Genomic DNA, 13459 nt, shown 5'->3' with positions numbered 1-13459 from the left:
GCTCCTTGGGATCAATGGGGAATGAACAAAACGGCTCGGCAAAAACCAGCAGGCAAAACAACTCCCTGCGCCCCCAAAAAAGGGCCGCATGCGTTGCGGTGAAAGGAGGAGGAAAAATCAGCCCGGTTTGCGGGCCACGACAAAGGCGCGGATGTCCTTGCCGCGCGTGCCATGCCGCTCGATACAGACGATTTGCAAGCCCTGCTGCACCATGGCCGACCGCAGCCGCTGTTCGCCAAAACACAGCACGGGCGGCGCCTTGCCGATGGCGCGCATCAGCGGCACGGCCAGGTAGGGAATCAGCGGGTTCATCTCGGCAAGGCAGGCCGTCTTGGAGATCAGCAACCCACCCGGCCGCAGCACCTGCACCACCTGCTTCAGCGCACCGTCGAGGTCGCTCGCCAGGTGCAGCACGTTGAAGGCCAGCACCGCGTCGTACGCCCCGTGCCCAAAGGCCTCTGCCTCGGCGTCGGCCACGGCAAAACTCAGCTGTGGCGAGGGCTGCGCGGCCAGCCGCTGGTGGGCAATGGCAATCATCTGGGGCGAGACATCGGTGGCCAGCAAGCTGCGGGTGAAAGGCGCCAGGCGCAGCGCCGTGCTGCCCGTGCCGCAGCCAATCTCCAGCACGTCATGCTGGGTGGACAGCAGGCCCTGCACACGCTGCAGTGTGGCCTCATACCCCGCCAGGTCGGCAATGGGGTCGGCTGCGTACTTGGGCGCGATGCGGTCCCAGAACCGCGCTTGGGATGCCGCAGCCGAACGGACCGCAGAGGGAGAAGCGCTGGAGGCGGGAGCAATGGCGGGCAAAGACATGGATACGGTTCGGGGGAAGTGCTGAGGCGGTGGAATGCAGGAATGCAACGAACAACACCCGGATGCTATCCATGCATTGAAGCGCAGGAAACTGCGGTAAATTGCAGTGAACATATACATTTACGCATGGATAACCTCGACTGGAATCAGCTAAAGGCGTTTTTGCAAACGGCCCAGACCGGCTCACTGTCGGCCGCCGCGCGCAAGCTGGGCCTGACCCAGCCCACCCTGAGCCGGCAGGTGGCCGCCATTGAGCAGCAGATGGGGGTGACGCTGTTCGAGCGCGTGGGCAAGGCCATGGTGCTCACGCCCACCGGGCTGGACCTGCTGGAACACGCCCGCGCCATGGGCGCCGCCGCCGAGGCCCTGGGCCTGGCTGCCAGCGGGCGGTCACAAGCGGTAGGGGGCGTGGTATCGGTGTCGGCCACCGACGCCGTGGCCGCCTACATGCTGCCTCCCATCGTGCAACGCCTGCGCGCGCAGGAGCCAGGCATTGCCATTGAAGTGATCTCGTCCAACGCGCTGAGCGACCTGCTGCGCCGCGAGGCCGACATTGCCATCCGCCACGTCCAGCCCGAGCAGCCCGACCTGATCGCCCGCCTGATCCGTGAGGCACAGGCCTACTTCTACGCCTCAGAGGACTGGGTCCAGGCCCACGGCCATCCACGCAACGCACAGGAGGCCGCACGCCTGCCCTTTGTGGGCTCAGACCGCAATGGCCAATACCTGGCGTACCTGCGCCAGCACGGGCTGAACCTGAGCGAGGACAACTTCAGCTGCTATTCCGACCACACCGTGGCCCACTGGGCGCTGGTGTGCCAGGGCATGGGCATTGGCGCCATGATGACCGAGATCGCCCGCAAGACGCCGGGCATGGTCCGGGTGCTGGACGACCTGCCGCCAGTGCGCTTTCCCATCTGGCTGGTGTCCCACCGCGAGCTGCGCACCTCGCGGCGGATTCGGGTGGTGTTTGAGGCGCTGGCGGAGGGGTTGCTGGATGAGAACTGAGCGCGACACCGGCCAAGGCTGGTAGTGCCTATGGGTGTCCCTCTCTCGCGCCCGCCCCTGCTGTGGCCTGTCCTGCATCGCCCCTGTGTGGCGCCCGCGAGCGCACCCGGTACCCCGCCGACAGCAAGTGGACATCCCAGCGCTGCTGTACCGCCCCCCATATGCCCTTGGGCAAAAACAGCGCAAACAGCATGGCAATGGCGCCCAGGCCGATGAGGTACAGCACACCCTGCCCGCCCCACGCAGTCTCTACCGCAAAGAAAAGCAGCGCGCCGAGGATGGGGCCTTCCATGGTGCCTATCCCCCCCACCAACACCATGAAGATCATGTAGGCCGTCCACTGCACGCTGAAATAGGTCTTGGGCTGAAAGCTGATGGATGTGGCCAGCCACAGCCCGCCGGCCAGCGCGCAGCCAAACGCCGACAGCACAAACACCAGCCGCTTGATGGCGACCACGCGCACGCCGAGGGAGATGGCGGCCACCTCGTTGTCGCGAATGGCCTGCGCGGCCGTGCCCACCTTGCTGCGCAAAAGCAGGAAGACCACCCAGCACAGCCCTGCCATCGCAGCGAGTGCTGCCCAGTAGGTATAGGCACGCCGGTCGTCGGCGGCGTATTGCTGCAGCGCGATCATCGAGGTGCCGGTCTCGCCCTGCACCAGGTTATCAAGGTTGACGCACAGATGCGCCAGCGCGGCCACCACCCACATGCCGATGGCGAATTCGCCGCCCTGCAGGCGCAGCATGAAAGCCGCCAGCGGCACCGCCACCAGGGCCACCAGCACGGCCCCCACCAGCAGCGCGGGGTAAGGGCCCATGCCCGCATCGGCCAAGCGCACCATGGCATAGGCCCCCAGGCCAAAAAATGCCTGGTGGCCAATCGACACCAGGCCGGCGTAGCCCGCCAGGGCGTTCCACATCACGGCCAGGATCACGTAGATGAACAGCGTGGTGAGCCGGTCTACCGTGCCCGCCTGCAGCCACAGCGGCCCCAGGCAGAGCACGGCCAGCAGCAGCACGGTGGCGCTGGCGAAGGTGATGGACGCGCGCGTCCAGCGCTCTATGACCCATGGGGATGAGCCCGTGGGTGCGGGAGGTACAGAAATCACGGGAACAGTCATGGCGCAGCCCTGCGGCGGGTGGAGAAGAACCTGCGCAGCGCACCGCTCGCGTAGAGCCGGGCCAGCAGGATGACAAGAAAGGTGGCGTGCCCGGCGATCAAAAACCCCTGGGGATGCACCTGCGCCCCCAGGTTCTGCGCCACGCCCAGCACCACGCCGCCCAGCAAGGTACCCCACAGCGATCCCGCGCCGCCGATGATCACGGCCTCGAACGCAAAGATCAGCTGCTGCGGGCCCGAGAACGGATCGAACGTGGCCCTCAGGGCCAACGATGCCCCGGCCAGCGTGACGGTGACCATGGTGATGGCCGAGGCCGCCGCAAACACCGTGCCGGTGCGCACGCCCACCAGGCGCGCGGTGTCGGCGTCTTCCGACGCAGCGCGGATCTGCCGCCCCAGCGGGGTGTGCGCCAGCATGGCGTGCAGGCCGCCCAGCAGCACAATGGCCAGCACCAGCACCAGGGTGGGCAGCTGCCCCACATACAGGCCGCCGGGCAGCTCCCAGCTGTCATACGCCAGCGTGCCGATGGAGGTGGCCAGCGACCGCGTGTCAGCGCCAAAGTGCTGGAACAACACGTTGTCGATCACGCTGGCCAGGCCAAACGTGGCCAGCAGGGGCACCAGGGCGCCCAGGCGCGCGCTGCGCTCCAGCACCAGCTTGTGCAGCAGCCAGCCCAGCAGCGCCATGGCAGGCACCACCGCCAGCAGGGCCAGCAGCGGGTGCCAGCCCATCGGTTCGGCCAGCACCCACAGCAGGTAGGCCGCCACCACAGTCAGGCTGCCGTGGGCCAGGTTGATGATGCGCATCACCCCGAACATGAACGACAGCCCGCAGGCCAGCAAGGCGTAATAGCCGCCCAGCAAGATGCCCTGGATGACTTGGTTGAGAAGGTTCATGCGGCCTCCTTGTGGGCAGGGTGGGTGTGGCTTGCGTGGTTGGCAGCTTCGCCGTCGGCACAGCCCGCGGTGTGGCTACCGGGCGCACCTTCGGGCCGCTGCGCGCCAAAGTAAAACGCAGTGATCTGCGCGCGGGTGAGTTGGTCGGCGGGCGCATCGGCCACCACGCTGCCTTCCAGCATGCACACGATGCGGCTGGCCACGGCCTGCACGCGCTGCAAATCCTGCTCTACCAATACCAGCGTGGTGCCCTGCCCCACCACGCCGCGCAGCGCGTCGTACACGCCCTGCACGGCCAGGGGCGACAGGCCGAGCGAGACCTCATCGAGCAGCAGCACGCGCGGGTTGGTCATGAGCGCGCGGCCAATGGCCACGGCCTGCTGCTGCCCGCCCGACAGTTCGCCCGCCTTGGCATTCAGCTTGGGGGCCAGCTGCGGGAAAGCGTCCAGCACGGTGTCAAAACTCCACTGCCCGCGCCGCCCCGCCGCGCGGGCCACCAGCAGGTTTTCGCGCACCGTCATGCCCGCAAACAGGCGCCGCCCCTCGGGCACCAGGGCCAGGCCCTCGGCCACGCGTTGGTGGGCGGGCAGGCGCGTGATGTCCACGCCCTCCCACCGCACCGTGCCGCTGCTGGCGCGGTGGGCGCCGGCCAGCGTGCGCAGCAGCGTGGTCTTGCCCGCGCCGTTGGCCCCCACCAGGGCCAGGACGTCGCTCGTGTGCACCTGCAGCGACACATTGCGCACGGCAGGCAGCTGCCCGTGGTGGGCGTTCAGGCCCTCAATGCTCAACAACGCGCTCATGCCGCCACCCCGCCCAGATAGGCCTCGACCACGGTCGCATCGCTCAGCACGGCCTGCGGGTCGCCGCTGGCAATGATCCGTCCGCCGTCCATGCACACCAGGCGCGTTGCCACTTGCAGCAGCACATGCACCATGTGTTCGATCCAGACGATGGCGATGCGCTGGCTGCGAAGGGTGCGCACCAGGTCCACCAGTTCACTGGCCTCGGCATCGGTCAGCCCGCCGCCGATTTCGTCGAGCAGCAGCACCTGGGGGCCGGTGGCCAGCGCCCGCACCAGCTCCAGCCGCTTGCGGCCCAGCAGGCCCAGCGTCTCTGCACGGCGGTTGGCCAGCGCCTCCATGCCACACAGGCGCAGACACTCCATGGCCCGGTCACCCGCGTCGCGGGCATGCAGGCCTGCGCCGTGCGTGGCGCCGGTGAGCACGTTTTCAAACACCGTCATGCCCAGAAACGGCCGGGGCACCTGGTGGGTGCGCGCAATACCTGCACGGCAGCGGTCTGCCGCACTGCGGGCGCTCACATCCCCCCCCTGGAACCAGACGGTGCCCTGGCTTGGCGCAAACGCTCCGGCCAACACGTTCAGCAGCGTGGTCTTGCCCGCACCATTGGGGCCGACGATGCCCACGGCCTCGTCACTGCCCACCGAAAAATCGAGCCGGTCCAGCACTTTGAGCGCACCAAATCGCATGTCGATGCCCTGCGCCTGCAGTAGTAACGGCTGCTGCTCTGGCCCGCCCGTTGGCGGGCTCCAAAGGGGTTGTGGATGTCGCATGGAGATCAGCTGTAGGACTTGAGCGCCGCCGCCACGGGGATGTTGCGGTCGGTGGCGTTCTCGGTGATGAGGAGGTCGAGCTTGAACTTGCTGCCCGCTGCGGGCTTGACCCACTGCGCGCCCACCACCGGTGTCACCGACACGTTGGGCACAGGCCCCTTGGCAAAGTCCACCGGGCCTTGCATGGTGGTGGCCTTGAGCGTGCTGATGGCCTTGGCCAGCGCCGCCTTGTCGCGCGGGTTGGTGCTGGCTTTCAGCGCCTCGGTGCCTGCATCGAACAGCGACATGGTGGAGCCCAGCATCTGTGTCCACTGCTTGCCGGTGCTGGCCTCGTACGCATCGGCCAGCTGCACGCCCGTGAGGCCTGTGAGCGCTGACGCGTAGGGAAAGCTCTTGTGCCAGAAGCATCCAGCGCCTAGGTTCAGCGCCAGCGGGCCCAGGGCCTCCACCTGCGAGGGCACAAGGCCCGTCTTCGCGATCTGCGCAATCTTCACCATGCGCGTGTAGCCCTGCTGCGCCGCCTGCCGCCAGAAGGTGGCGAAGTCTGGCGGAATGGGGAAGGTGTTGAAGATCTCGCAGCGCTCGGCCTTGAACTTGGCGATCTGTGCTGAGTAGTCGGTGGTGCCGTTCTCATACGGCCCGGCGTCCACCACGGTAAAGCCCGCCTTGGCCAGCTCAGGCGCCAACGTGGCGCGAATCGCGTTGCCATCGGCATCGTTGGGGTACAGCACGCCAATCTTCTTGTTGGTGGGCAATGCCGCGAACTGCGACGTATACGACGTGGTGAAGCTGCCGCCGCCAAACGAGAAGTGGTACGTCCACTTGAAGGGCGATGGCGCGCCGGGCTTGGCGCCCCGGCCAAAGTACCAGGCCTCCCACGGCATCACCGTAGACAGGCAGGGCACGCCCGCCGCCTCGCACGCATCCGACACCGGGTTCACCGTTTCGGGTGTGGTGGTGGTCAGCATGAGGTCGATCTTGTCGCTGTTGATCAACGCCTTAGCCAGCTGGCTGGCACGGGCCGGGTCGGACTGCGTGTCGCGGTCCAGGATCTCCACCGCGTACTTCACGCCGCCAATGGTCAGGCCCGCCGCCAGCGTCTTGCGCACCTGGGCGAGGATGAAGGTGTCGGTCTCGCCCAGGGCGCCTAGCGGGCCGGTGCGTGGGCTGATGAAGCCGACCTTGAGCACGGGCGCGGCGCCTGCGGCCTGGGCCCATAGCGGGCGGGCACCCAGTGCGAGGCTGCCAGCGCCTGCAGCAGCGATCAGCCCACGGCGCGAGATGGTGGGGGATGCGGCCTGCGCAGCGTCTGCGGCGGGTACCGTGGATTCAGGGGTGTTGGTTGTCATGGTGAAGTTCTCCAGCGATCGGTTGCGGGGTTCAGAAAGGGATGGTGGTCTTGAGCCAGAACTGCGAGCCCTGGGCGCGGTTGCGCACGCCGAACTCCTTCTCCACCTTGGCGGTGATGAGCCAGCCCTTGCCATTGGCGTAGCGCACCGAGGGGCCGATGGACTGGCTGCGGCCACGCGATCCCGCCAGCGCCACACCGCCCACCTTGTCGTCGCTCCACTGCCGGTAGACATAGCCGCCCACACCCACTACCCAGCCATTGCCCAGGCCCCAGCCTGCGGCGTAGTCCACGATCAGCTCGCGGCCCGAGCGGTAGTTGGTGTCGCTGTTGGTGCGGTTGAAGTTGAGGGTGGCCTTCACGTCGCCGTTGAAGCCGCTGGGGTCCATCCAGGTCAGCACGCCCAGGGGCTGCAGCGACAGGTAGTTGCGCCCAATGTTGGCCTGGCGCGTGCGGTCATACGCCCCGGTGGGCAGCACGGCATCGAGCCCCAGCACGCTGTGAAGCTGCGGGGAGTGGTGCCAGGCCACCGAGCCCCCCACCGTCACATCGCCCAGTCCGGTGCGCGAATCGCTCGCGCCCCCGGCTCGCACCGACAGATCCACCAGCGGGAAGATGGCGTGGGCCGCCACATGGCCGCCCAGCGCCTGCTGGGGGGTGATCCAGATCAGGCGCGTGGCAGCGGCGGCGGCCCGCACCTTGAAACCGGGGATGGGCACGGCGTTTCCCTGGCCATCGTTCACGCGGCTGGTGGTGTAGTAGTTGACGTACTCCAGCACATACAGCCCGGGCGGCGGCGCAGCGCCTGCCACGAAGTTCTCAGTGCCTAGCGGGTAGGTGGAGCCCCCGCCCTCGGTGGCGAAGGCCGCTGCACCCAGCGTGCTGGCCAGGGCCAGCGCGGCGAGGCGGCTTGTTTTGGGGGGCGATGCTTTCAGTCTCTGCAGTGTTTTCATGTCGTTTGTCTCCTCGTTGTTATGTCGATCGGTTTTCTGTGGCTCCGCGCAGGGCATGGCTTGGTGGCGCGCAGGCTCGCGCCCCGGCCTGTGCCGGTGGGGCGCGGCCGATGCGTCGGCCCTTGGGGTGGTTGGGGTTGGAGGACGCCGCTGCGCTATGCAGCAGCCGCCACCGCCGTGCGCTGGTGCGCGGCAATGAACCGGCCCGCCTGCTCCAGCGAGGCCAGCGCTTCATCCAGCACCGGCGCAAACAGCTGCCAGCAATGCACCATGCCGTCCCACACAGTGCAGTCCGCCGCCACACCCGCCGCCTTCAGGCGTGCGGCCATGGTCACGGCATCGTCGCGCAGGCGTTCCCAGCCGCCCACTTGCAGTTGCACAGGGGGCAACCCTTGCAGATCGGCGCTGTAGAACGGCGTGACTGTGGGTGAACGCACATCGCCACCGGGCACGTACATGGCGTTGAAAAAGCCCATGAGCTCGCGCGTGATGAACGGGTCGTCCACCGTGTGGTGGGACGCACCTTCGGACGCCAGGTCCAGCGCGGGCGACAAGGCCACGATGGCCGCAGGCAGGGGCAGGCCCTGGTTGCGGGCACGCACCGCCGTGGACAAGGCCAGGTTACCGCCCGCCGAGTCACCCATCAGCGCGATGGCCGAAGCGGCATAGCCGTTGGCCAGCGCCCACTGGTAGGCCGCCAGCGCATCGTCGTGTGCTGCGGGGGCCGGGTGCTCTGGTGCCAGGCGGTAGTCCACGTTCAGCACCTGTGCGCCGCTGAACTGCGCCAGGTACGAGCACAGCGCCCGGTGTGATGTGAGCGAGCCGAACACAAAGCCACCCGCGTGGTAGTAGATGACCAGCCTGCGGGGGTCCGCCTGCGGCGTGCTCAGCAGCTCCGCCGCCATGGTGCCGCCCGCCCCGTTGGGGATGCGCAGCGTCTGGATGGGAAGCCCCTGGGCCAGGGGCATTCGCGAGTTGCTGGCGTCAAACCACGCACGCAGCTGCGCGGGGGTGGCTTGTGGTGGCGGCGGGTTTTGCGCGGCCATCTGCAAGATGGCCTCAAGCTGTTGTGCGGACATGTGTCGCCCCTTCGCTCAGAGGTAGGTGGAGGCGAGACCGCCATCCACCGGCAGGTTGATGCCGCTCACCCAGCGTGCCGCGTCGCTGCACAGGAAGGCGATCACCGGCGCCACTTCGTCACTGAACGCCGGGCGCTTCATGCGGTGCGCGTCTTTCTCCACGCGCTCCTGGCCCAGCATCTGCACAAAGTCGCCCAGGATGGGCGTGAACACCGGGCCGGGGGCCACGCAGTTCATGCGCACGCCGCGCTCCATGAAGATCTTTTGCGACTGGGTGTACGTCCACACGATCAGCGCTTCCTTGAAGTACTGGTAGCAGGTCTCCTGCGGCACGGGGTGGGCTGCCAGCCACTTGGCGCCTTCGTCAAAGCTGGTGGTGGCGCCCAGGGCGCGGTGCTGCTCCAGGCGCTGGGGCCACTCGGCCCCCAGGATGGAAGAGATATTCACGATGGAACCGCCCTCGCCCATGCGTTCCAGCACGCGGTGTGTGAAGTGCCGCAGGCCCAGGTAGTTGACGCGGCCGACCAGCTCGGCGGGCGATGTGCCCGGCACGCCCGCAATGTTGGCCAGCGCATCCACCTTGGCAGGCAATTGCGCCACAGCATCGTTGATGGCGGCAGGGTCGCCCAAATCCACCTGCACAAAGCCGTCGAGCGTGAGCGTGGGCGCATTGCGGTCCACACCGATCACGCGGGCGCCCTGCTGGCGGGCGAGCTTGGCAAAGTCTGCGCCGATGCCGGAGCAGCAGCCGGTGACGACGATGGTTTTGTTGTGTAGGGTCATGAAAGTTGTCTCCTGATTTTTGTGATTGGTGGCACAAGCCCTCGGCGCGGCCCAACCGCACCGAGGGCTTGCGACTTCAGAACGGGAACGCGGGCAGCGCGTCCTTCACGGTGATCCACTGCCATTGCGTGTACTCGTCAATGTCCGCAGGCCCACCCACACTGCCGCCGTTGCCGCCCACGCCGGGGCCACCAAAGGGGTTGGTGCACTCGTCGTTCACGGTCTGGTCGTTGATGTGGACCATGCCCGCGCGCAGCCGCTGGCCGATGGCCATGGCGCGACCCACGCTGGGGCTGATGACGGCCGCAGCCAGGCCGCCCTGGCTGGTGTTGGCCAGTTGCACGGCCTCGTCATCGGTGCGGAACGTGACCAGGTTGACCACCGGTCCAAACGGCTCTTCGTCAAACGAACGAATGCCGGGCTTGACGCCCGAGAGCACCGTGGGCTTGTAGCAAAGGCCGTCGTAGGTGCCACCCGCTTCGAGCTTGGCACCCTGGGCCACGCTGTCTTTGATGAGCTGGTCAAAGCGCTGCAGTTGCTTGGCATCGATCATCGGCCCCAGGGCCACCTGGCCGCTGGCACCATCGCCCACGGGCAGGTGCGTGGCCTTGCCCACCATGCGCTGCAGGATGCCTTCCGCAATCGACTCGTGCACCAGGATGCGGTTCGATGCCATGCAGATCTGCCCCTGGTGGAACCACGCGCCAAACGCTGCGGCGCTGGCGGCGGCGTCCAGGTCGGCGTCTTCCAGAATGATGAGGTTGTTGGCGCCGCCCAGCTCCAGCGACACCTTCTTGAGATGCTGCCCGGCCAACGCGCCAATGCGGCGGCCCACCGTGGGCGAGCCGGTGAAGGCGATCATGGGCACGCGCTCGTCCACCACCAGCGCCTCGCCCGCCTCGGCATCGCCGGGCACCACCTGCAGCAGCCCCTTGGGCAGGCCCGCTTCTTCAAACACGCGGGCCATGATGAAGCCGCCACTCACCGGCGTGCGCGTGTCGGGCTTGAGCACCACCGCGTTGCCCAGCGCCAGCGCCGGAGCCACCGAGCGCAGGCCCAGGATGAGCGGGAAGTTGAACGGCGAGATCACGCCCACCACGCCGTGCGGCACGCGCCGCGCAATCGACAGGCGTCCCGGCGTGCTGGGCAGCACCTGGCCCTGCGCCTGCATGGGCAGGGCTGCAGCCAGGTGGCACAGCGTGATGGCCTCGCGCACCTCGTGCTGGCCCTTGGGCACGATGCCGCCGGTTTCGCGGGCCACCGTCATGGCCAGCTCGTCAAAGTGCTGCTCAAAAATGCTGGCCGCACGGTGGAACACCGCCGCACGCTCGCGCGGCCCCGTGGCCGCCCACGCGGCCTGAGCTTGCTGCGCCCGGCCAATGGCGGCCTGCATGTCGGCAGCGCTGGCAATGCCCACGCGGCTCAATACCTGGCCCGTAGCGGGCTCGACCGCATCACGCGCCGTGCTCAGCGCGGTAGACCATGCACCATCAAAGGCCTTGCCCGCCCACAGGCGGTTGTCCAGCAGGCCTGGTTTTTCTGAAACACCCATTGCATTGCTCCTTGGTTGAAATCAAAACCCACCGCATGGCTGCAGCGGCGTGGTCTGAAATTGCAACGGGCGTACCAGCCCCACCTGCCACCAAGCCCCAAAACGCCTGAAACACGGGCTATTTGAGAGGGAGCGCTACGGACTTTCCCTAGGCCAAAACACGCCTGGCATGGGCGACTTTTTGCGGCCAAATAGTTACCATTCATAAACAAATGGCACTGCACCAATCGATCAAATGATCACTTTTTGATCAATTTCTGATCAACCACCGGAGAACCCCATGCCCCGCCGCCGCGTCTCTCTGGCCGACCTGCACCGCACCGCCGTGGGCCAAGGCCAGGCCCTGCTGGGCACCGTGCCTGCCGAAGCCCCCCGCGCCCTGGGCGGGTTTGACACCCATGGCATCAGCCAGCACACCCACCCCACGGTGGCCGACATCAGCGAATGCCTGTTCTTCTCGCCCGGCGACGGGCGCATCTGGCTGCAAGACCAGCGCATGATCCTGCTGCACTCCGAGGCCCTGGGCTCGCTGCGGCGCGAGCTGATCGACAGCATTGGCCTGGACAAGGCACGCGGCCTGCTGACCCGCGCGGGCTACGTCAGCGGCGCGCGCGACGCCCGCCTGGTGCGCCAGCAGTGGCCCGATGCTGAACCCACCGCCGCCGCCATGGCGGGCACCCGCCTGCACGCGCTGGAGGGCGTGGTGCAGGTGGAGGTGGTGCACGCCCGCTACAACGCCGAGCTGGGCGAATACGACGGCGAATTCCTCTGGCACAACTCCAGCGAAGACGATGAGCACATTGCCGCCTATGGCGTGGGAGGCTCGCCCGCGTGCTGGATGCAGGTGGGCTACGCCACCGGCTACGTCAGCACCCTGTTTGGCCGCATGATCGTATTCCGCGAGGTGGACTGCCGATCCTCCGGTGCGGCGCACTGCCGCGTGGTGGGCAAATCAGCCCACCTGTGGGACGACCCCGAGCAAGACCTGTTCTACCTGAACGCGCAAGACTTTGTGGGCACCCCGCCCGCCACGCTGCCCACCTCGATGCCCGCAGGTGCGCAGGGCAAGGCCCGCACCACCTACCTGGGCGTGCCACCGGGCAAGGCGACGGCATCCAGCGATGCAGGCACCGCCGCCGAGCCCACGGCCCACGCCACCATGGTCGGCGCGTCATCCGCCTTCAACGCCGCCTGCCACATGCTGCAGCGCGTGGCCCCCACTGCCGCCACCGTGCTGTTCACCGGCGAATCGGGCGTGGGCAAGGAGATGTTTGCCAGCATGCTGCACCGCATCAGCCCGCGCAGCAGCCAGCCCTTTGTGGCCATCAACTGCGCGGCCATCCCTGAGACGCTGGTCGAATCCGAACTGTTTGGCGTGGAGCGCGGCGCCTACACCGGCGCAGGCACATCGCGCCCCGGCCGGTTTGAGCGCGCGCACGGCGGCACCCTCTTCCTCGACGAAATCGGCACGCTCAGCCTGGTGGCCCAGGGCAAGCTGCTGCGCGCCCTGCAAGAAGGCGAGGTGGAGCGCGTGGGCGGCACCCGCACCGTGCGCGTGGACGTGCGCCTGGTGGCCGCCACCAACGTGGACCTGCGCCAGGCCGTGCACGAAGGCACATTCCGCGAAGACCTGTTCTACCGCCTCAACGTCTTCCCCATCCACCTGCCCCCGCTGCGCGATCGGCGCGACGACATCCCCCTGCTGATGAGCCACTTCTTGGCCCACTACCAGCGCAAGCACCAGCGGCAGGTGCCCGGCTTTAGCCAGGCCGCCGTGAAGGCGATGTTTCACTACCCCTTCCCCGGCAACATCCGCGAGCTGCAGAACCTGATTGAGCGGGCGGTGATCTTGGCGACGGATGGCGAACCGATTGAGCCGCACCACCTGTTTGCGGGGGGTGAGCAAAGTGGTGGTGGTGTGATGTCGCTGCACTTGCAGGGGAACAGCGGGGGGACATTGCATGCGCAGGGGGTGGCGGGTGGGGGGGCTGCGATGCAGGCCGCTGCGGCAGCAAGTGCGCGGGCCGGTGTGGCGCTAGCGCCAGCAGTAGCGCCCGTGGTGGCACCGCTGCACCAAGCGGAAGAGCAGATGCTGCGGCAGGCGTTGCAGAGCGCGGGGGGAAATGTGGCGCTGGCTGGGCGGTTGTTAGGGATAAGCCGGGCGACGATGGCTTATCGGGTGAGGAAGTTTGGGATCTGAGGGGACAGCGATGCGAGCACGGCGGCGAAGCGCTGGCCCCTGACACACCATGGGTCGGTGGTGTGTCGCCAGGTCGCCCTCGTGCAGGCTCATTGGGCATCGACAAGCCGTAGTCAGCGCTATCGCCACGATCC

At 67.5% G+C, this 13459-nt stretch carries 12 protein-coding genes; 2 read left to right on the top strand and 10 right to left on the bottom strand.

What is annotated here, in order from left to right; all coding sequences use genetic code 11:
- Positions 1 to 117: 117 nt before the first annotated feature.
- Entirely contained in the window at positions 118 to 813 is a 696-nt protein-coding gene (locus tag EXV95_RS00855) for a class I SAM-dependent methyltransferase (RefSeq protein ID WP_176885448.1), read from the bottom strand.
- Between the two features lie 126 nt (positions 814 to 939).
- Between EXV95_RS00855 and EXV95_RS00850 the strand changes: the two genes are divergently transcribed.
- Positions 940 to 1821 (top strand): LysR family transcriptional regulator, encoded by an 882-nt coding sequence (locus EXV95_RS00850; RefSeq protein WP_176885447.1) that lies wholly within the window; start codon positions 940 to 942, stop codon positions 1819 to 1821.
- 28 nt (positions 1822 to 1849) lie between these two features.
- Here EXV95_RS00850 and EXV95_RS00845 read toward each other — a convergent pair whose 3' ends face one another.
- The 9 genes from EXV95_RS00845 to EXV95_RS00805 form a co-directional block, all read right to left on the bottom strand.
- On the bottom strand, positions 1850 to 2941 hold the full coding sequence (locus tag EXV95_RS00845) for a branched-chain amino acid ABC transporter permease (protein ID WP_255484867.1): 1092 nt from the start codon (positions 2939 to 2941) through the stop codon (positions 1850 to 1852).
- A complete protein-coding gene (locus tag EXV95_RS00840; protein ID WP_176885446.1) occupies positions 2938 to 3837 on the bottom strand; it encodes a branched-chain amino acid ABC transporter permease in 900 nt (299 codons plus the stop codon). Before EXV95_RS00840 ends, EXV95_RS00845 begins: the two co-directional genes overlap by 4 nt.
- Positions 3834 to 4637 (bottom strand): ABC transporter ATP-binding protein, encoded by an 804-nt coding sequence (locus EXV95_RS00835; RefSeq protein WP_176885445.1) that lies wholly within the window; start codon positions 4635 to 4637, stop codon positions 3834 to 3836. Before EXV95_RS00835 ends, EXV95_RS00840 begins: the two co-directional genes overlap by 4 nt.
- Positions 4634 to 5410 (bottom strand): ABC transporter ATP-binding protein, encoded by a 777-nt coding sequence (locus EXV95_RS00830; protein WP_255484866.1) that lies wholly within the window; start codon positions 5408 to 5410, stop codon positions 4634 to 4636. Before EXV95_RS00830 ends, EXV95_RS00835 begins: the two co-directional genes overlap by 4 nt.
- Before the next feature lie 5 nt (positions 5411 to 5415).
- Positions 5416 to 6759 (bottom strand): ABC transporter substrate-binding protein, encoded by a 1344-nt coding sequence (locus tag EXV95_RS00825; protein ID WP_055393585.1) that lies wholly within the window; start codon positions 6757 to 6759, stop codon positions 5416 to 5418.
- 31 nt (positions 6760 to 6790) lie between these two features.
- A complete protein-coding gene (locus EXV95_RS00820; RefSeq protein WP_082437251.1) occupies positions 6791 to 7711 on the bottom strand; it encodes a transporter in 921 nt (306 codons plus the stop codon).
- A 155-nt stretch (positions 7712 to 7866) separates the two neighbouring features.
- On the bottom strand, positions 7867 to 8790 hold the full coding sequence (locus EXV95_RS00815) for an alpha/beta hydrolase (RefSeq protein ID WP_055393584.1): 924 nt from the start codon (positions 8788 to 8790) through the stop codon (positions 7867 to 7869).
- A 15-nt stretch (positions 8791 to 8805) separates the two neighbouring features.
- Positions 8806 to 9573: a coniferyl-alcohol dehydrogenase gene (locus tag EXV95_RS00810; protein WP_055393583.1), complete on the bottom strand. Its 768-nt coding sequence runs from the start codon at positions 9571 to 9573 to the stop codon at positions 8806 to 8808.
- 76 nt (positions 9574 to 9649) lie between these two features.
- Positions 9650 to 11125: a benzaldehyde dehydrogenase gene (locus EXV95_RS00805; RefSeq protein ID WP_176885444.1), complete on the bottom strand. Its 1476-nt coding sequence runs from the start codon at positions 11123 to 11125 to the stop codon at positions 9650 to 9652.
- Positions 11126 to 11405: 280 nt separating this feature from the next.
- On the opposite strand from EXV95_RS00805, the gene EXV95_RS00800 reads away from it, so the two are divergent.
- On the top strand, positions 11406 to 13325 hold the full coding sequence (locus EXV95_RS00800; RefSeq protein WP_176885443.1) for a sigma-54-dependent Fis family transcriptional regulator: 1920 nt from the start codon (positions 11406 to 11408) through the stop codon (positions 13323 to 13325).
- Positions 13326 to 13459 lie beyond the last annotated feature (134 nt).

This window comes from Acidovorax sp. JMULE5, from assembly GCF_013376875.1.
Lineage (GTDB): Bacteria > Pseudomonadota > Gammaproteobacteria > Burkholderiales > Burkholderiaceae_C > Acidovorax > Acidovorax facilis.
The sequence above is the reverse complement of the archived record's forward strand: the minus strand, read 5'-3'. Positions and strand labels throughout refer to the sequence as shown.